Raw genomic sequence first — 17,716 nt, forward strand, 5'->3', positions numbered from 1 at the left:
AAACAAAGCCTAAAGTATTGTTTTTAGGCTTTTTTAAGTGGTTTTTTGTGCAGTTTGTTGAAACTGTAATCAGGCATTCAGTTTGGCAGTCGTAACAATTTCAGGGTGCTCTGTAGAAGTTACTAGGTACGGTTTATAATTTTTTGTTCCTTTAAGCTTTTAGGCTTTTTGTAAAAGGGTTTCTGTTTCTATCGCAATCTCTTTCATTTTTATCGCATAGTTTTCGATTTTCTTTTCTTCGTCTGTTACGGCTGTATATGAAGGTACTTCGATTGGGTAGCCTGCTTCATCCATAGCAATAAAACTTATAACACAATGATTGGTTTCAACTAGGTTTTGGGTTTTAGGGTCGCCGCAGCGTACTTGAATAAAGATTTGCATACTGGTTTTACCTGTGTGTGCGATACTAGCTTTCACTTCGACTATTTGGCCAACCAAAATAGGGCGCTGAAACTTTACACCCGCAACTGAGACAGTTACGCAGTAATGACCGCTCCAACCTGCAGCACAGGCGTAACCAGCTTGGTCAATCCACTTCATTACCACACCACCATGAACTTTACCGCCAAAATTGACATCAGTAGGTTCAGCTAAAAAACGAAAGGTTACACTTGAAGACGGCATACTTTACTCACTTTTATAAAACACGACATTTTCAGCATAGCCTAAAAAAGGGGCCGAAGCCCCTGCAATTTAGGATAAATTTTAATTAAATGAGTAACGTGCGTTACATATTAGGATAGTTTGGCCCGCCAGCTCCCTCAGGTGTTACCCAAGTAATGTTTTGACTTGGGTCTTTTATGTCGCAGGTTTTACAGTGCACACAGTTTTGTGAGTTGATCACAAACTCTTTTTCACCTTCAACTTCTTGTACTTCGTAAACTCCCGCAGGGCAGTAGCGTTGTGCTGGCTCATCAAATTGCGGTAAATTCACCTTAATTGGAATCGAGTTATCATTTAGCTTTAAATGGCATGGCTGTGATTCTTCATGATTGGTATTTGATAAAAACACCGATGAAAGTTTATCGAAACTAAGCTTGCCGTCTGCTTTCGGGTAATCGATTTTTTCGGCCTGGTCAGCTGCAACTAATGTGGCATGATCTGGCATGTTGTCTTCAAAGTTAAATGGTAAGTTGCCACCAAATAGGTTTTGAACGAGGGTGTTATAAGCACCACCTAAGAACTTACCAAGTTTATGCATAACAGGGCCAAAGTTACGCGATTGATAAAGCTCTTTGTACGCCCAGCTTTGTTCAAAGGCTGATTTATATTCAGTTAAATCGGCATTTTCTTTACCGTTGCTAAGGGCTGCAACAATCACATCAGCGGCAACCATGCCTGATTTCATGGCTGTGTGGTTACCTTTGATCTTGGCAAAGTTCAATGTGCCCGCATCACAACCTACAAGTAACCCCCCCGGGAAGTGCATTTTCGGTAAAGAGCGCAGGCCACCTTTGGCAATGGCTCTTGCGCCATAGGCTATACGTTCTCCGCCTTCTAAAACATCTTTAAAGACAGGGTGATGTTTCATGCGCTGAAATTCATCAAACGGGCTTAGATGTGGGTTTGAGTAGTTAAGGTCAACAATTAAGCCCACCACAACTTGGTTGTTATCGCTATGATACATAAATGCACCACCACTGGTATCACCGGTTAACGGCCACCCTGTGCCATGTACGACTGTGCCTTCTTTGTGTTTACTCGGGTCGATTTGCCAAATTTCTTTGAATCCTAAACCGTAATGCTGTGGAGACGCATCTTTATCAAGGGCAAAGTGTTTGATTAGCTCTTTACCTAAATGACCGCGGCAGCCTTCAGCAAATACTGTGTATTTAGCTCTAAGCTCCATACCCGGCATGTAACCATCTTTTTCGTTGCCGTCTTTATCAAGGCCCATATCGCCAGTGATAATGCCTTTCACTGTTTCGTCTTCAATAATCAAAGAATGAGCACTAAAGCCAGGGAATATTTCTACTCCTAAGTTTTCCGCTTGCTCTGCTAAAAAGCGACATACATTACCCATAGAGACAATATAATTGCCTTCGTTATGGAATGTTTTAGGGCTAGCAAAGTGGGGGATGCTGGTGGCTTTTTCACTGTTATTGAACCAGTAAATATCATCTTGCGTTACTTTAGTGGTAACTGGAGCGCCTAATGACTGCCAATCAGGTAATAATTCATCCAGCGCTTTGGTTTCAAAAACCGCACCCGATAAAATGTGTGCGCCCACCTCAGAGCCTTTTTCTACCACACAGATCATTAATTCTTGTTGTTTTTCTTGTGCTTGTTGAGCCAATCTAATCGCAGTTGATAAACCTGCTGGGCCTGCGCCTACGATGACTACATCAAATTCCATGGTTTCGCGTTCGACCATATAAACCTCTTCTCGGTGACGGACCTGCTATAAAGAACCTTATTTCATACTTGCAAATGAAACGTTACAGGCTGTGAATACTTTAAGGTTATTTTAGGTTGACGTTTACGTCAACAGGAAGTAGTCTGAATTCATAAAATAAATAAGTTGACGTTTAGGTCAACTTTGAGAACACACAATTGATGGAGTCACGATGAAAGTCCTCGTTCCAATTAAAAGAGTAATTGACTACAACGTCAAAGCACGCGTTAAAGCCGATAAAACGGATGTTGATCTAGCTAATGTAAAAATGGCGATGAACCCATTTTGTGAAATTGCAATTGAAGAAGCTATTCGTTTAAAAGAAGCAGGAACTGCCACTGAGGTTGTTGCTGTAACTATTGGTAATAAATCATCTCAAGAGCAATTACGTACGGCCTTAGCACTCGGTGCTGATAAAGCCATTCATATTGAAACAGAAGAAAAGCTTGAATCTTTACATGTTGCTAAATTACTTAGCAAGATTGTAGAGCAAGAATCACCTGAGCTGGTTATTTTAGGTAAGCAATCGATTGATTCTGACAACAATCAAACCGGTCAAATGCTTGCTGCTTTAACGGGTCGTGGCCAAGGTACCTTTGCATCTAAAGTCGATGTTCAAGCAGGTACTGTTAATGTAACGCGTGAAGTAGACGGTGGCTTACAAACAGTCGCTCTTAAACTACCTGCTATCGTAACCACAGACTTACGTTTAAATGAACCGCGCTATGCTTCATTACCAAACATTATGAAAGCAAAGCGTAAACCTCTAGATGTAATTGCTGCTGACAGCCTAGGTGTAGACCTTGCGCCTCGCGTACAGCTGGTAGAAGTAAACGAGCCAGAAAAACGCAGTGGCGGTATTGTCGTTGAAGATGTTGCGATATTAGTAGAAAAGTTAAAAACAGAAGCGAAGGTGATCTAAATGAAAACATTAGTGATAGCCGAACACGATAAAGGTGTTCTAAAGCCTGAAACCAATAAAACGATTACTGCTGCTGTTAAACTAGGCTTTGATGTAGATTTACTACTTGCCGGCGAAAATTTAGCTGCAATGAGCGAGCAAGCAGCGTCAATTGCAGGTGTTAGCAATGTACTGATTGCCGATGATGCAGCTTATGCTAATCAACTTGCAGAAAACCTAGCTGATCTAGTTTTATCTTTAGCTGATAACTATTCACACATTGTCGCAAGCGCAACAACAACGGGTAAAAACTTTATGCCACGTGTTGCTGCACTTTTAGATGTTGCACAAATCTCTGAAATCATCGACGTTATTGATGCAGATACCTTTAAGCGTCCTATTTATGCAGGTAATGCAATTGCGACAGTTAAATCACTAGATAGCAAAAAGGTTATTACTGTTCGTGCAAGTAGCTTTGATATTGCACAAGAGCAAGCGCCAGTAGCTGTAACTAGTGTTACTGGTAAAGGTTCTGTTGGTCTGAGTGAGTTTGTATCAGAAGAACAAACTGAATCTGAGCGTCCAGAGCTAACAGCCGCGCCTGTGGTTATTTCAGGTGGTCGTGGTATGCAAAATGGTGAAAACTTTGCGTTATTAAATGGTATTGCCGACAAACTAGGCGCAGCCATTGGTGCTTCACGTGCTGCTGTTGATGCGGGCTTTGTACCAAACGATATGCAAGTAGGTCAAACCGGTAAAATTGTTGCGCCAGATTTATATATTGCTGTGGGTATCAGTGGTGCGATTCAACATTTAGCGGGTATGAAAGACTCAAAAGTGATTGTTGCCATCAATAAAGACCCTGATGCACCAATTTTCCAAGTCGCTGACTATGGTTTAGTTGCTGATTTATTTGATGTGTTACCAGAGCTTGAAAGGGCTCTGTAATTCATAACGATTCTGGTTGTTAAAAGCTGTTCACCTTTTAGGTGCGCAGCTTTTTTTCGTTTTATACCAATCCGCTTAATTAAGTAGTCTATTTTGAGGCAAAAAAAACTTTGTTGATAACAAGGCAAAAACTTCGTTATTTAGTTATTCTCGGCAATTGCTCCTGCATTGCTCTAGCTTCTGCATCCATGCAGTCGTAAATCAGAAATTTTTGACGCAGTTAGCGACAGGTTTAATCCCTCAAAATGATTAAGTATTATTGCGGGCTGGTATTATATCTTCAGATTACTATTTTACCGGAAGGTAACCAAACTCAAGCATTTTCTGTTGAATCTTGTTTGATTTAACAATCACAGCAAGTTTGTCGCCAATCTTTTTTGAACGAGGTGATTGTGTATTAATGATTAGCACTAGCGGCCTAACAAAGGCATATTCGCCACTTTGAATTGATTCAACGGAAGGGCTTACACCGTCAATCTCAAGCAAAGTTACTCTGTTAATACGTCTGTCATTTTCTAATTTACTAATAGCGCCATATGAATCGTAAGCAATGGCATTTGGAATACGCTGCACTATACCCAATGCTTGATTGAACTGATCGTAAAGTTCTACTTTTTGTTTAGAAAATAAACCTCTATTACCCGCCATTTTTAAGCGTATGAAGTTACTGCCTGGTTCTTGAATATAATCTAAATTTAAATACTCTAAAAAGACATCAAAACTACCGTGACTAGTGCCTTTACTAAAAAGTAGGATCTCGTCATTTTTGGCACTGAGCTCAGGTGTATAAGGTGAAACTTCAGACCACGCCTTTAGTTTTCCTTGGTAGATATCGCTCAGCTTTTTAGTGGTAACTTCAGTAATGTTTAAGTTTTTATTTACAAAAAATGCGATTGCATCTTGGGCTATAATAATTTGCCTTAAAAAAGGCCAACGTTGTTGTTCTTCTTTTGTTAAATAACGAGAGCTGGTGCCGATATCTATAACATTTTCTGCAATGGCTTTAATGCCTTTATCACTGCCCATTGGCCTGATTTGTATGCTATTGCCAAACTCTTGGCTTAAGTCGGCTTTCATATCGATTAATAGTTCAGTGACAGTGGTTGAGCCGGCAATAAAAATAGGCTTCGAATTAATATTTTCTTCAATTGCATACGCACTATGTGCAGAGATAAGGGTTGTAGATAGCAAAAGGGCTTTCATAGAGCGAAATAGCATAGTAGACGCAAACTCCTTAATAGTTAGCTTCTTATCAATATAGGCAATATGTCTGGCTTTGCTAATTCTTTCTACTGTAATTTTTTAAAACATTTAATGATTTACACACAAAAAAGCCGCTCGAAAGCGGCTTTTAGACTATGTAGCGTTTCTTATTAGTAAGTCGCGCTGCCTTTTGTACGAGGGAAGGCGATAACGTCACGTACGTTACCCATACCTGTTACATATGCAACTAAACGCTCAAAACCTAGACCAAAACCTGAGTGCGGTACAGTGCCGTATTTACGTAGGTCGCGGTACCAGCTGTAATCTTCTTTGTTTAAGCCCATTTCTTCTAGACGCTTATCTAGTACATCTAGACGCTCTTCACGTTGAGAACCACCGATGATTTCACCAATACCTGGTGCAACTACGTCCATTGCAGCGACTGTTTTGCCGTCTTCGTTTTGACGCATGTAGAAGGCTTTAATATCACGCGGGTAGTTTTTAATAACTACTGGCGCATTAAAGTGCTCTTCAGCAAGGTAACGCTCGTGCTCAGACTGTAAATCTACACCCCATTCAACAGGGTATTCGAACTTCTTACCACACGCTTTTAAGATTTCGATAGCATCTGTGTAATCAACTTGTGCGAAATCTTTAGTTACGAACTCTTCTAAACGAGAGATAGCTGTTTTCTCAACACGTTGTGCAAAGAATTCCATATCATCACGACGCTCAGTTAATACTGCATTGAAAACGTATTTCAGCATGTCTTCAGCAAGTTTTGCGATATCTTCTAAATCTGCGAATGCAACTTCAGGTTCAACCATCCAAAACTCTGCTAAGTGACGAGATGTATTTGAGTTCTCAGCACGGAAAGTAGGGCCAAAGGTATAGATTTTTGACATTGCTGAGGCATATGTCTCACCATTTAATTGACCAGATACTGTTAAGAATGCTTCTTTACCGAAAAAATCTTCACTGTAATCGATGTCGCCTTTATCTGTACGTGGTAAGTTTTGCATATCTAAAGTAGACACACGGAACATTTCACCGGCGCCTTCACAGTCACTTGCAGTGATGATCGGTGTGCTGATCCAGTAGTAACCTTGCTCGTGATAAAAACGGTGAATCGCTTGTGCTAAACAGTTACGTACACGGGTTACCGCGCCCATGATGTTAGTACGAGGGCGAAGGTGTGCGTGCTCACGTAAATATTCAATGCTGTGACGTTTCGCAGACATAGGGTAGGTGTCTGGATTCTCAACCCAACCTAATACTTCTACAGAGTTAGCTTGAATTTCGAAAGACTGACCTTGACCTGCAGAAGGCACAAGAACACCTGTTACAGATACAGAACAACCTGCAGTTAAACGTGTTACTTCATCATAATTATTGAGTGAATTAGGTACTACCGCTTGAATAGGATCAAAACACGAACCGTCATGAACGGCTAAAAATGAAATTCCTGCTTTTGAATCGCGGCGTGTACGGATCCAGCCTTTTACTGTTACTTGGCTGTCTACCGCAACCTTGCCTTTTAATAGCTCTGAAATCGCTAAATGGCTCATCTTCACTCCAATGATATAAGTTGCCTAATATAATAATGCTGTGCATTGCACTTGAATCGACTATCTTACCCTCGTAAATCAAATAAAAAAACTATTGAGGCGTACTCTTTAGTAGTTTTTCTTCAATTGAGTAAAATAGCAGCAATATTTTGCGTAAAATTTGCGTTTATTTAAATTCTCGCTGCGCTAATTGGTTATTTTGTGGCATTATTAACAATTCTCAATAGGATAACTGTCCTTTAGTCTTTAATTAAATTGTATAACAGGTGCTATGAAACAAGTTTTTATTCTTCGCGGCTTACCAGGCTCAGGTAAATCATATTACGCACAAAGCCTTGCTGATGAGTTGGTAGCTGGTAATGAAAGTGATTATGTCGTGTGCGCAACAGATGATTATTTTTACAATAGCGAAGGTGTGTATCAATTTGATAAGTACAAGTTATCTGAGTATCACAATCTAAACCTTGCACGCTTTATTAATGCCCTAGCAGAAGAAATCCCGTTAGTAATTGTTGATAACACTAATATTAAAAAGTGGGAATTTATCGCCTACGCACAAGCGGCCACTGCACTGGGTTATCAAGTAAAAGAAGTGATCGTTGGTGAAATTAAAGATAAATCATTGCAGCATCTTTACGCCAAGCGCTGTGAACATAAAGTACCGCTTCGAATGATCAGTAAAATGGCTTATATGTTTGAATGGTAAAGTTTAAAGGAAAAGGAAGCATTAGCTTCCTTTTTTAATACGCCTGTTGTTCAATGGCTGCATAAATAGCATTGCATAACTTAGTTAAGCTTTGTTCGTCGCTTATGTAAGGCGGCATCAAATAAATTAATTTACCAAACGGGCGGATCCACACACCTTGCTCGATAAAAAAGCGTTGAATTTTTGCTACATCTACACTTCGATTAAGCTCAACAACTCCAATTGCACCTAATGTGCGTACATCAACGACTGCATCAAGCGGCTTACATTTAGCAAGCTGGGTTGTTAGCACATCATTTATATGTTCAATTTGCTCTTGCCAAGGTTGCTCTAACAGTAAATCAATACTCGCGCAGGCTGTGGCACAGGCAAGCGGGTTACCCATAAAAGTTGGGCCATGCATTAATACGCCGGCTTCACCCTCACTAATGCCAACAGCGACTTTGCTAGTGGTTAATGTCGCTGATAGGGTCATCATGCCGCCCGTTAATGCTTTGCCAATACATAAAATATCTGGCTCTATGTTGGCGTGTTCAACAGCAAACAAGGTGCCGGTACGACCAAAGCCTGTGGCGATTTCGTCACAAATAAGTAAAACATCATACTTATCACAAAGAATGCGCAGGTGTTTTAAGTAATCAGGGTGGTAAAAATTCATGCCCCCAGCATTTTGTACAATGGGTTCAATGATAAATGCCGCAACATCTTGATGGTGAGCGGCAAAATAGCTTTCAAGTGTATCAGCTTCAGCAGGGCTAAACTCGCCATTAAATTTAGCACTCGGCGAAGGTACAAAAACATGTTCAGGTAAAAACCCTGAGTACATGCTGTGCATTGAATTAACCGGATCGCAAACGCTCATGGCGGCAAAAGTATCGCCGTGGTAGCCCTTAAGCGGTGTCATTAACTTTTGTTTGCTGGTGTAACCTTGGCTAAGCCAGTACTGTAAGGCCATTTTTATGGCGACTTCAACACTCACAGAGCCACTGTCGGCTAAGAACACCTTATCGAGTGACTTAGGTGTGATACTGACTAGCTTTTTACACAACTCAACAGCAGGCTCATGAGTTAAGCCACCAAACATGACATGGCTCATTTTACTAACCTGTGTAGTGATTGCCTCATTTAAAACAGGATGGCAGTAACCATGAATCGCACTCCACCAAGAGGCCATACCATCTATTAGGCTTTCGCCTGTTTCTAAGAAAATACGATTTGCATTGGCATGACTGACTGGGTACACAGGAAGGGGCTGAGTCATAGAAGTATAAGGGTGCCAAATATGCTCACGATCAAAATCTAAATCTATTGGTTGTTTATTAATCATATGCAAACTTTATATCGCTTCGATTCGTTGACAATGTTACGTCAAGTCGTAGACTAAGCCAATCAAACCGTCCCAATAATTTAAAAAAAGAGACTATTATGGAGCACGCAGTCGTCCGTCACGATTGGACTCACCAAGAAGTAAAAGCATTATTCGAAATGCCGTTCAATGATTTGTTATTTAAAGCGGCCAGTGTGCATCGTGAAAACTTCAACCCAAATGAAGTACAAATTTCTACTTTGTTATCGATTAAAACCGGTGCTTGCCCAGAAGATTGCAAATATTGTCCTCAGTCAGGTCATTATAAAACAGACTTAGACCGTGAACGCCTTATGGAAGTAGAAAAAGTGGTTGAGCAAGCGCGTGTTGCCAAAGAAAAAGGCGCAACCCGTTTTTGTATGGGGGCTGCGTGGTCTGATCCGAAAGAACGTGACATGCCTTATATTTCAAAAATGGTAAAAGAGGTTAAAGAGCTAGGCCTTGAAACCTGTATGACCCTTGGCATGCTAGATAACGAAAAAGCCCACGCATTAAAAGACGCGGGCCTTGATTATTACAACCATAACCTAGATACATCACCTGAGTATTACCAGCAGATCATTACAACACGTACTTACCAAGACCGTTTAAACACTATCGATAACGTGCGTGATGCCGGCATGAAAGTGTGCTCTGGCGGTATTGTTGGTATGGGCGAGCAGGCAGCTGACCGTTTTGGTTTATTAATGCAATTAGCTAATTTGCCGCAGCAGCCAGAGAGTGTGCCAATTAATATGTTGGTTAAGGTTAAAGGCACGCCACTTGAAGATGTCGAAGACTTAGACCACTTTGAGTTTATTCGTACCATTGCTGTTGCACGTATAATGATGCCGAAAAGTTATGTTCGCTTATCTGCTGGCCGTACGGCGATGAATGAACAAATGCAATCTATGTGTTTCTTTGCTGGTGCTAATTCAATTTTCTACGGTGATAAACTACTGACTACAGAAAACCCTGAAGCAGACGCAGACATGATGCTGATTAAAAAATTAGGCATGAACCCAGAAACACGTGAAGATTATTCTGATGAAGCGGTTGCAGCATCACTTTCATCAAAAGTTGCTGATAAAGCAACATCAGAACTATTTTACGAAGCGTAATATTTAAATGGCTTTTGATTTTATTGCCGAGCATCTTGTTGACCGACAAGCAGATGCATTACTGAGAAAGCGTCAACTTGTTGAGCAATCAAGCGGGCGCTTTATTCAGGTTGCAGGTAAACAGTATTTAAATTTTGCCAGTAATGACTACCTTGGCTTTGCTGATGATTTTATTGAAATACAAGCGCAGCAACTAGGTAGCCACAGTTCAGCATTAGTGAATGGTTATAATAAACCACAACAACAGCTTGAGCAGCGTTTATGCGAGTTATTAGGCTATGAAAGCTCCATGTTATTTAATAGCGGATTTAGTGCTAATAGCAGCGTATTAAAAGCGCTGTTTCAAGATAAAAGCGTGGCGCAATCATCGGCAATTTTTCAAGATAAGCTTAATCATGCCAGTTTAATTGATGGCGGACTTCATTCTGCCGCTGCTATGGTGCGCTTTAATCATAACGACCTTAAGCACTTAGAGTCTCGGTTACAAAAGTCGAAAGCAAAGCATAAGCTCATAGTAAGCGAAGGGGTGTTTTCGATGGATGGCGATCAAGCCCCCATTGAAGCACTCTGTAAACTTGCTAAACAATACAATGCGTGGTTGATGATTGACGACGCACATGGCTTTGGCGTGTCAGGCGAGCAAGGCTTAGGGAGCTGTGAGGCAATCAAGCCTGATTTACTGATTATCACCTTTGGCAAGGCATTGGCAAGTAGTGGCGCTTGCTTGCTTGCATCAAAGCAAATGATTGATTACATGTTGCAGTTTAATCGTGAATACATATATTCAACGGCGATGTCACCACTGATGGCAAGTTGTACTCTTGAACGACTCGAAAAGTTAATAATAGCTGATAAGAGACGCTCTCAGCTGACAGAGAATATTACCTACTTTAGAGCGCTTGCTAAAGAGCATAACTTAGCATTAATGGAATCATCAACGGCTATACAACCTTTGGTATTGGGTGATGCAGAACACACGCTAGCCGTTGCTAATAAGCTTAAAGGTAAAGGCGTGTGGTTAACCGCTATTCGACCGCCCACTGTGCCATTTAATACGGCACGACTTAGAGTAACCATAAGTAGCGCTCATCAAGCTGACGATATAAAACAGCTGGTTTATTCGCTAGTGGAGTGTTTATGAGTGTTCAACTGCAAGCGCCTTTAAGCTTTCAACACAGTAATAAGCTAACAACACAAACTAAGTTCTCTAAAGCGGCTGCAAATTACGCGAGCCATGCTAATGTTCAAAAACAAGCGGCTGCGCACTTATTCAAAATGATGGCCAGTAAACATCAGCAGGGTACTTGCCTTGATTTAGGTGCTGGGCCTTTAGTTAACACGGCAATGCTTAAAACACACTTTGATACTGTATTGGCAATGGACTTAAGTCATTCCATGTTAAGCACAGAACAAAACCCGCATTGTTTAAAAGTGTGTGCTGATATGGATAACCTACCATTACAGCAAAATTCGCTAGATTGTGTGTTTAGTAATTTTGCAATGCAATGGTCTGCTGACTTAAAAGTGCTACTTAAAAGTCTTTTTTATTCTATAAAAGAGGGTGGTAAGGTTTATTTAAGCTGTGTGGTAGATGGATCACTTAAAGAAATCAAACAGGCTTTCGCTTGTTTAGACGAGCAAAACCATATTAATCAGTTTCATTGTGCTAGTCACATTATTGAGTATGCAAAATTGGCGGGGTTTAAACTTAATTTTGCCGCTGATAGATGTTATATAGATGCCTATAACTCTCCTTTAGATGCGCTGCGGTCGATAAAAGCGATTGGTGCTACCTCATTGCAAACTAAGCAAAAACGCCAAGGGTTATTAACGAGGCAGGCACTTAATAGTGTTTGTAGGGCATACCCTCTGGTTGATGGGCATGCTAGAGTGAGCTATCAAGTTGTCTTTTTAGAACTAGAAAAATAGAATTAACTCAAAAATGAAAGAATTTTTTATCACGGGTACAGACACCGATGCCGGAAAAACCCATGTCACCAGTTTATTATTAAACTTACTAGCGCAACATAAACAGCGTGCGGTGGGTTTTAAACCCATTGCAGCAGGTGCAGAAGAAGCATTTGGGCAGCTAGTCAATGATGATGCATTAACCTTAATGGAAAGCTCATCGATTGGGGTTAAATATAACATAGTTAATCCCTTTACCTATGAGCCACCCATTGCACCGCATATTGCAGCTGCCCAAGTAGGTGACAGACTGACATTTGATAAGCTCGATACTGCTTATGCAAATGTAAAAGCACTCCATACCGATTATATTCTTACAGAAGGTGCAGGCGGTTGGTGTTTACCTATCAACGAAACCGATTTACTCAGCGATTGGGTTAAATCACAAAACCTTAATGTTGTGCTAGTAGTAGGCATGAAGCTTGGTTGCCTTAATCACGCACTACTGACAGCTGCTCACTTTAAAGCGCTCGGTGTAAATTGTGTAGGTTGGATAGCAAATCATGTAGACCCAAACATGCGTGAACAAGACGCCAATTTAGAAACTTTAAAATCAGCATTACCTTTCCCGCTTTTAGCGATTAGTCCGTATACAGACGGCACCCCTAAATTAAAAATTTACAAAACCTTACTTGAAATTTTATCTATCAACCCATAATAATTGAGTTGTTACTTTTGACATACTCTGTCAAAATTGGTTGCAATTAGTTCCTTGCAACCAATTGCATAAGCCCTAAACTGAGTTGGTAGAACACCCAGATAATTTTATTAACTAACGATTTTTAACCATGTCGTTAGTTAATACAATTGGTATGTTTATTCTGAGGTTTTTATGAAGCGTGTATTTTTGTTTCTACTTACAAACTTAGCGGTAATGCTAGTGTTAGGTATTGTGTTGTCTATTGTGATGAGCGTACTGGGTATTAGCCATCGCAGTTTAGGCGGCATTTTAGTTATCTCAACTGTATTTGGTTTTGGTGGCTCGTTTATTTCGTTATTTATGTCGAAATGGATGGCAAAAAAATCAACCGGTGCACATGTTATTGAACAGCCTCGTTCTGAAACAGAACAATGGTTGGTTTCGACGGTAGCTGCGCAAGCGAAAAAAGCAGGTATCGCGATGCCAGAAGTGGCTATTTACGATAGCCCTGAAATGAACGCATTTGCGACCGGCCCAAGTAAGAACAACTCGCTGGTGGCTGTGAGCACAGGTTTATTACACAACATGAATCGAGATCAAGCTGAGGCGGTATTGGCTCATGAGGTATCTCACATTGCAAATGGTGACATGGTAACGCTTACTCTTATTCAAGGTGTAGTGAATACCTTTGTTATCTTTATGGCGAAAGTATTGGCAGGTATTGTTGATAACTTCCTTAATAGTGATGAGGAAGAGGGCGGTAGTAGCTGGACATACTTCTTGTTCGATATGATTTTCCAAATGTTATTTGGTGTTCTAGCAAGTGTGATTGTTGCTTACTACAGCCGTAAACGCGAATTCTCTGCGGATGCGGGTGCAGCAAAACTAGTAGGTGCAGATAAAATGCGTAGCGCTCTTGAGCGTTTAAAACAAAACCACCCATCACAACTAGAAGGTTCAATGATGGCATTTGGTATTGCAAGCGGTAAAGGTGTTGCCGAGTTATTCTCATCGCACCCACCACTTGATGAGCGTATTAACGCATTACGTTAATTTTAAACACGAAAAAGCCAGCATCAAGCTGGCTTTTTTTATTGTTGATTTTTCTCTCGCTCGAGTTGTTGTGGTAATAATACCTCAACAATTTCACGGGCCGGTAAGGTATACCTTACGCCATCAAACATCACAGAAGTATGCTCATCGATACTGGTGATCCCTGTTAAGGTCCAGCCTTCACCGCGTTCTTTACAGTATACTGTTGTGGTAGGTTGAATTACTTTAAATTCTTCACTCATCGAACTTAATCTAATTGCTTGAAATTGCGTTTATAGTAAGACAATAATGCCAGCTCATAAAGCAAAAAGAAGAAATTAACGTGTCTAGCCACGATGACTTAGCCTTTGACTTACGCCCAATTCGTCATAGAGATTGCCAAGCGATATGGGATATTTTAAAAGATCCGCAAGTACAAACGTTTAATGATTACGGCGCTGATATAACGAAAGGTGACGTCTACGACTTTATTCAAGGCGACATAGAACGTTTTTATAATCAACAAGGCATTCGTTTAGTTATTGTTTTACGAAGTAGTGGGCAGGTTATTGGCAGCGTAGGCATATTTAACATAATTGACGGGCAGGGCATGTTGGGATTTGAATTGGCATCGCAATACTTTGGCAAAGGAATAATGCAAAAGGTACTAGATATGCTATTTGATAAACTGACGACCTTTGTACCTGCTCCGCTAAACAGTGTGTTAGCTTTAGTTAACCCAAATAATAGCGCAAGTATTAAACTTTTAACTAAATGTGGCTTTCAACAACATGACACTCACTGGGTAAAATACGTTAGCTAATTACTATAATAGTACAATCTTGTTCTGCTAGGGTTGCTACTATAAAATAGCGCCTCATTTTTAAAAAGGAGCGCTTGCAGCTATGGCAAAAGCCAAACCAATTACCAGTATTGAAAGTTACGGCATTTACAGTCATTGGGATGCAAAAGAAAAAGACCTGCCTCAAATCACCGAATTTACAACAGACGTTCCTGCACAGTTAGATATTGAATTTGGCTTTATAGTTAACATTAAAAAGGCCAAAGGACAAAAAATTAAATTTTGCGTTTACCACCCAGATATTCCGGATGAAGATGGCGAGATCATGCCACCGTTTGAGGGCGAACAGTACGTTAAAACAAACGATTGGCAGTTTTATTTAGGTGATACGATATGGGCACCTGTTGATAATAAAGTAGGTATTTGGTGCATGACTATTGAGTTAAATGGCCATATAATTGCTGATAAATCCTTTAACTTATTAAAGGAAGCCGAAGGCACTGCCACTGAGTTTTGGAAGCATCGCGGTTATTAATCTTTAAACCTGAGAGGGACTATGTATCAAGGAAGTTGTTTGTGCGGGAAAGTAAAAGTAACTATTGCTGGTGGCATAGACTCAATTATTCATTGTCATTGCTCCTTATGTCGTAAAAACTCAGGCACAGCCTACGCAACCAATGGCTTTATTCAACGAGATGGTTTTAACGTCACAGAAGGTAAGCAGCATCTAAACGCGTTTGAATTTAAACCCGGCAGAATTCGCTATTTTTGTAGCTGTTGTGGCTCGCCTATTTATAGCGAGAATAAAGATGACCCAAGCCGCTTACGTATTCGCTTAGGTTTATTAGATAGCGATATAAATGAGCGCCCGATCAGTCATAACTTTGTAAGCTCTAAAGCAAATTGGGATACGTTTAACACAAAAATCCCATGTTATGATGGTTTTGAACCAAGTAGAGGGAAGTAACAGCCATGATAGCGAATACACCAAAACCGCCATATTACGCCGTGATTTTTACGAATATCTTATCTAACGATACCACCGGTTATGAAGAAGTGGCTAATAGAATGGTAGAACTTGCAGAGCAACAACCTGGGTATTTAGGTATGGAGTCTGTTCGTGATGGTTTGGGTATTACGGTGTCGTATTGGCAAAGCTTAGATGCAATAAAAGCCTGGAAACAAAACGTTGAGCACTTAAACGCACAACAGCTCGGCAAAGACAAATGGTACAGTGCGTTTACAACGCGTATTGCTAAAGTAGAACGTGATTATTCATTGTAATAGCCATTAACCACAAAAAGAACACATCATACTATTTAGGGGTTAATTTCAATCTCAGCATAACCCCTAAATTTAAGCTTTTTAATAAGCAGGGTAAGTGTGTAGGATCTAAAAAGGAGCTCATGAAATAATTAGCCACAATCACATTATTTGGAAGCGAAGAGTCAAAAGGGTTTAAACGTTTGATTCCAAAAAACACTCAATACTTGTTTAACTTAAATGTGCTTAATGTAACTAGCATCACACCAATAGCAAACCCCATTACTAAACCACCCGATAAGTCGGAACTAAAACCTAATACATTATCCGACTCTCTGACATTTGTTAGCCAGTAAAAGAGCATGAACGAAACGCTAGAAATTGAAGAAAGTAGAATTAGTTTTATCTTGTTAGACACAACAACCTCAAATATTGACGTATTTTAATTTTAAGATTGTTAAGTAATAGCAGTTGTTGATTGATATTGCGAACAATCTTGAAAGTGTGCAATTGGATTAGAAAAAAGCCCACAATAGTGGGCTTAGTGTTTATCGTAACTACAAAGTGTAATTAAATCCGATAGCTATACCGTCATCTTCGGTTTGTGACATCTGTGCTTCTTGCTCAGCGTCATTACTCGAGAAGTCGCTAAAATCTTTACGCGCTTCGATATATAAAATGGTGTCTTCTGCCATAAAGTAGTGCGCACCTATCACAGCAAATTGGCGTTTAAACACATCTTCAGGGTCGGCATTAAAGTTCGGCTGAATAACATAGTCACTACCTGCATCAAATACGTTGTAAGCAACAAAAGTACGTATGTCATTATCAAAGCGGTAGCTTAAAATTGACTCTAAACCAACAGCATCTTTTATTAAGCGGCCTAAGTTGTCGGTATCGTGGTTTTCGTTTTTATTTATATTCGCTGATGCATACCAACCCGGTTTATAAAAATCACCATAGGTAATGCCCATACCATAAATTAAATCGTTTACTGATTGATTTCTGCCACCGGCATACACAATATCAAACTGGCCACGGTTAACACCGGCAGTAACTTTTAAATTAGGGCTAACCGAGTAGGTGAGTGCGGCCCCATAAGTCGAGTTAAATTCTACTTTTTGTGCAGCATTGTTTCCTTGGTTCCAAAGTACTTCACAAGAGCTTCTTGAAATATCAACGATGTCGCAGGTATAAAATTCATCAGATTTTAGCTGTGCTTGAAGTGCTAAATGAAAATCACCCCAGGTATTTCGATACTGCAGTACTTTATCGCCGCGGCCTGTACCATTCACAGCACCATCATCTTTATTGTAGGTATAAACACCTGCAGCGTTACCATCCCACACTAAGCTGTAGTTGGTGTTGTAAACAACGTCGTACCATGCGCCCCATTGTTTACCTAATGTCACTTGGCCGTAATCGTCATGTTTAAGGCCAACATAACCTAAGCGGTTATATAAAAACTCATCTTGAATAGACTCAAAGCGATTGCTGTAAACGATATCGCTGCTACCAACAGGGTTTACACCCCATTCAAGCAAAGCAAACGCTTGCCAGCCGTTTTTTAATTGGCGCTTAAAATCAAAATTAATGCGTGATGCACCGTTTACTACCTCAGTTTCGCCTTGCGTATTAATCACCCTTGCATCGATAAAGCCACCAAAAGTAACGCTATTGGTTTGATCGTTATAGATCTCGATGGCAGTGGCTGTAGGTATGGCAAGCATGCCTGCAACAAATAAGGCAGTGTGTGTTCTTTTCATAAAGTACCTTGATTAAATATTGTCCCTAATAGGTATAATTTAGTTAAGGAACGGAGAT

The 17,716-nt window shown here is 40.3% G+C and carries 19 protein-coding genes; 12 read left to right on the forward strand and 7 right to left on the reverse strand.

What is annotated here, in order from left to right; translation table 11 throughout:
* Positions 1-159: 159 nt before the first annotated feature.
* Together J8Z28_RS08910 and J8Z28_RS08915 are read right to left on the reverse strand one after the other, a co-directional pair.
* The gene (locus J8Z28_RS08910) at positions 160-624 is read right to left on the reverse strand and encodes an acyl-CoA thioesterase (RefSeq protein ID WP_054561436.1); all 465 of its coding nucleotides are present in this window, start codon (positions 622-624) and stop codon (positions 160-162) included.
* Between the two features lie 103 nt (positions 625-727).
* On the reverse strand, positions 728-2,374 hold the full coding sequence (locus J8Z28_RS08915) for an electron transfer flavoprotein-ubiquinone oxidoreductase (protein ID WP_250660345.1): 1,647 nt from the start codon (positions 2,372-2,374) through the stop codon (positions 728-730).
* Between the two features lie 193 nt (positions 2,375-2,567).
* On the opposite strand from J8Z28_RS08915, the gene J8Z28_RS08920 reads away from it, so the two are divergent.
* Positions 2,568-3,317: an electron transfer flavoprotein subunit beta/FixA family protein gene (locus J8Z28_RS08920; RefSeq protein ID WP_250660346.1), complete on the forward strand. Its 750-nt coding sequence runs from the start codon at positions 2,568-2,570 to the stop codon at positions 3,315-3,317.
* The gene (locus J8Z28_RS08925) at positions 3,318-4,244 is read left to right on the forward strand and encodes an electron transfer flavoprotein subunit alpha/FixB family protein (protein ID WP_250660347.1); all 927 of its coding nucleotides are present in this window, start codon (positions 3,318-3,320) and stop codon (positions 4,242-4,244) included.
* A gap of 288 nt (positions 4,245-4,532) precedes the next feature.
* Here J8Z28_RS08925 and J8Z28_RS08930 read toward each other — a convergent pair whose 3' ends face one another.
* Positions 4,533-5,462 (reverse strand): substrate-binding domain-containing protein, encoded by a 930-nt coding sequence (locus J8Z28_RS08930; protein WP_250660348.1) that lies wholly within the window; start codon positions 5,460-5,462, stop codon positions 4,533-4,535.
* A 155-nt stretch (positions 5,463-5,617) separates the two neighbouring features.
* Entirely contained in the window at positions 5,618-7,015 is a 1,398-nt protein-coding gene (asnS, locus tag J8Z28_RS08935) for an asparagine--tRNA ligase (protein ID WP_054553906.1), read from the reverse strand.
* A gap of 271 nt (positions 7,016-7,286) precedes the next feature.
* Here asnS and J8Z28_RS08940 point away from each other — a divergent pair, with 271 nt between their 5' ends.
* Positions 7,287-7,721: an ATP-binding protein gene (locus tag J8Z28_RS08940; protein WP_054561441.1), complete on the forward strand. Its 435-nt coding sequence runs from the start codon at positions 7,287-7,289 to the stop codon at positions 7,719-7,721.
* 34 nt (positions 7,722-7,755) lie between these two features.
* Here J8Z28_RS08940 and bioA read toward each other — a convergent pair whose 3' ends face one another.
* Positions 7,756-9,048: an adenosylmethionine--8-amino-7-oxononanoate transaminase gene (gene bioA / locus J8Z28_RS08945; RefSeq protein WP_250660349.1), complete on the reverse strand. Its 1,293-nt coding sequence runs from the start codon at positions 9,046-9,048 to the stop codon at positions 7,756-7,758.
* Positions 9,049-9,146: 98 nt separating this feature from the next.
* Between bioA and bioB the strand changes: the two genes are divergently transcribed.
* From bioB to htpX, 5 genes are all read left to right on the forward strand, one after another.
* Entirely contained in the window at positions 9,147-10,187 is a 1,041-nt protein-coding gene (gene bioB / locus J8Z28_RS08950; RefSeq protein ID WP_054553903.1) for a biotin synthase BioB, read from the forward strand.
* Between the two features lie 7 nt (positions 10,188-10,194).
* On the forward strand, positions 10,195-11,328 hold the full coding sequence (locus J8Z28_RS08955; protein ID WP_250660350.1) for an aminotransferase class I/II-fold pyridoxal phosphate-dependent enzyme: 1,134 nt from the start codon (positions 10,195-10,197) through the stop codon (positions 11,326-11,328).
* The gene (locus J8Z28_RS08960; protein ID WP_250660351.1) at positions 11,325-12,116 is read left to right on the forward strand and encodes a methyltransferase domain-containing protein; all 792 of its coding nucleotides are present in this window, start codon (positions 11,325-11,327) and stop codon (positions 12,114-12,116) included. Before J8Z28_RS08955 ends, J8Z28_RS08960 begins: the two co-directional genes overlap by 4 nt.
* Before the next feature lie 13 nt (positions 12,117-12,129).
* Complete coding sequence (gene bioD, locus J8Z28_RS08965) at positions 12,130-12,813, forward strand: dethiobiotin synthase (RefSeq protein ID WP_250660352.1); 684 nt, start codon at positions 12,130-12,132, stop codon at positions 12,811-12,813.
* A 174-nt stretch (positions 12,814-12,987) separates the two neighbouring features.
* On the forward strand, positions 12,988-13,848 hold the full coding sequence (gene htpX, locus J8Z28_RS08970) for a protease HtpX (RefSeq protein WP_250660353.1): 861 nt from the start codon (positions 12,988-12,990) through the stop codon (positions 13,846-13,848).
* Positions 13,849-13,886: 38 nt separating this feature from the next.
* Here htpX and J8Z28_RS08975 read toward each other — a convergent pair whose 3' ends face one another.
* Positions 13,887-14,090 carry a hypothetical protein gene (locus J8Z28_RS08975; protein WP_054561447.1) on the reverse strand — a complete coding sequence of 68 codons (204 nt, stop codon included), beginning with the start codon at positions 14,088-14,090 and terminating at the stop codon, positions 13,887-13,889.
* An 80-nt stretch (positions 14,091-14,170) separates the two neighbouring features.
* Between J8Z28_RS08975 and J8Z28_RS08980 the strand changes: the two genes are divergently transcribed.
* From J8Z28_RS08980 to J8Z28_RS08995, 4 genes are all read left to right on the forward strand, one after another.
* Positions 14,171-14,650, forward strand: coding sequence for a GNAT family N-acetyltransferase (locus J8Z28_RS08980; RefSeq protein WP_055021807.1), 480 nt, complete (start codon positions 14,171-14,173; stop codon positions 14,648-14,650).
* A gap of 82 nt (positions 14,651-14,732) precedes the next feature.
* Positions 14,733-15,164, forward strand: a complete 432-nt coding sequence (locus J8Z28_RS08985; protein WP_250660354.1) for a DUF3859 domain-containing protein — start codon at positions 14,733-14,735, stop codon at positions 15,162-15,164.
* A gap of 21 nt (positions 15,165-15,185) precedes the next feature.
* Entirely contained in the window at positions 15,186-15,596 is a 411-nt protein-coding gene (locus tag J8Z28_RS08990) for a GFA family protein (protein WP_250660355.1), read from the forward strand.
* 5 nt (positions 15,597-15,601) lie between these two features.
* Positions 15,602-15,913 carry an antibiotic biosynthesis monooxygenase family protein gene (locus J8Z28_RS08995; RefSeq protein ID WP_250660356.1) on the forward strand — a complete coding sequence of 104 codons (312 nt, stop codon included), beginning with the start codon at positions 15,602-15,604 and terminating at the stop codon, positions 15,911-15,913.
* A 536-nt stretch (positions 15,914-16,449) separates the two neighbouring features.
* On the opposite strand, the gene J8Z28_RS09000 is transcribed toward J8Z28_RS08995, so the two are convergent.
* A complete protein-coding gene (locus J8Z28_RS09000) occupies positions 16,450-17,658 on the reverse strand; it encodes a porin (RefSeq protein WP_055197061.1) in 1,209 nt (402 codons plus the stop codon).
* Positions 17,659-17,716 lie beyond the last annotated feature (58 nt).

This window comes from Pseudoalteromonas sp. SCSIO 43088, assembly GCF_023650795.1.
Lineage (GTDB): Bacteria > Pseudomonadota > Gammaproteobacteria > Enterobacterales > Alteromonadaceae > Pseudoalteromonas > Pseudoalteromonas shioyasakiensis.

Coding starts and splice junctions, on each gene's coding strand:
- J8Z28_RS08910 (WP_054561436.1), bottom strand. CDS start 624: ATGCCGTCTTCAAGTGTAACCTTTCGTTTTTTAGCTGAACCTACTGAT.
- J8Z28_RS08915 (WP_250660345.1), bottom strand. CDS start 2,374: ATGGTCGAACGCGAAACCATGGAATTTGATGTAGTCATCGTAGGCGCA.
- J8Z28_RS08920 (WP_250660346.1), top strand. CDS start 2,568: ATGAAAGTCCTCGTTCCAATTAAAAGAGTAATTGACTACAACGTCAAA.
- J8Z28_RS08925 (WP_250660347.1), top strand. CDS start 3,318: ATGAAAACATTAGTGATAGCCGAACACGATAAAGGTGTTCTAAAGCCT.
- J8Z28_RS08930 (WP_250660348.1), bottom strand. CDS start 5,462: ATGCTATTTCGCTCTATGAAAGCCCTTTTGCTATCTACAACCCTTATC.
- asnS (WP_054553906.1), bottom strand. CDS start 7,015: ATGAGCCATTTAGCGATTTCAGAGCTATTAAAAGGCAAGGTTGCGGTA.
- J8Z28_RS08940 (WP_054561441.1), top strand. CDS start 7,287: ATGAAACAAGTTTTTATTCTTCGCGGCTTACCAGGCTCAGGTAAATCA.
- bioA (WP_250660349.1), bottom strand. CDS start 9,048: ATGATTAATAAACAACCAATAGATTTAGATTTTGATCGTGAGCATATT.
- bioB (WP_054553903.1), top strand. CDS start 9,147: ATGGAGCACGCAGTCGTCCGTCACGATTGGACTCACCAAGAAGTAAAA.
- J8Z28_RS08955 (WP_250660350.1), top strand. CDS start 10,195: ATGGCTTTTGATTTTATTGCCGAGCATCTTGTTGACCGACAAGCAGAT.
- J8Z28_RS08960 (WP_250660351.1), top strand. CDS start 11,325: ATGAGTGTTCAACTGCAAGCGCCTTTAAGCTTTCAACACAGTAATAAG.
- bioD (WP_250660352.1), top strand. CDS start 12,130: ATGAAAGAATTTTTTATCACGGGTACAGACACCGATGCCGGAAAAACC.
- htpX (WP_250660353.1), top strand. CDS start 12,988: ATGAAGCGTGTATTTTTGTTTCTACTTACAAACTTAGCGGTAATGCTA.
- J8Z28_RS08975 (WP_054561447.1), bottom strand. CDS start 14,090: ATGAGTGAAGAATTTAAAGTAATTCAACCTACCACAACAGTATACTGT.
- J8Z28_RS08985 (WP_250660354.1), top strand. CDS start 14,733: ATGGCAAAAGCCAAACCAATTACCAGTATTGAAAGTTACGGCATTTAC.
- J8Z28_RS08990 (WP_250660355.1), top strand. CDS start 15,186: ATGTATCAAGGAAGTTGTTTGTGCGGGAAAGTAAAAGTAACTATTGCT.
- J8Z28_RS08995 (WP_250660356.1), top strand. CDS start 15,602: ATGATAGCGAATACACCAAAACCGCCATATTACGCCGTGATTTTTACG.
- J8Z28_RS09000 (WP_055197061.1), bottom strand. CDS start 17,658: ATGAAAAGAACACACACTGCCTTATTTGTTGCAGGCATGCTTGCCATA.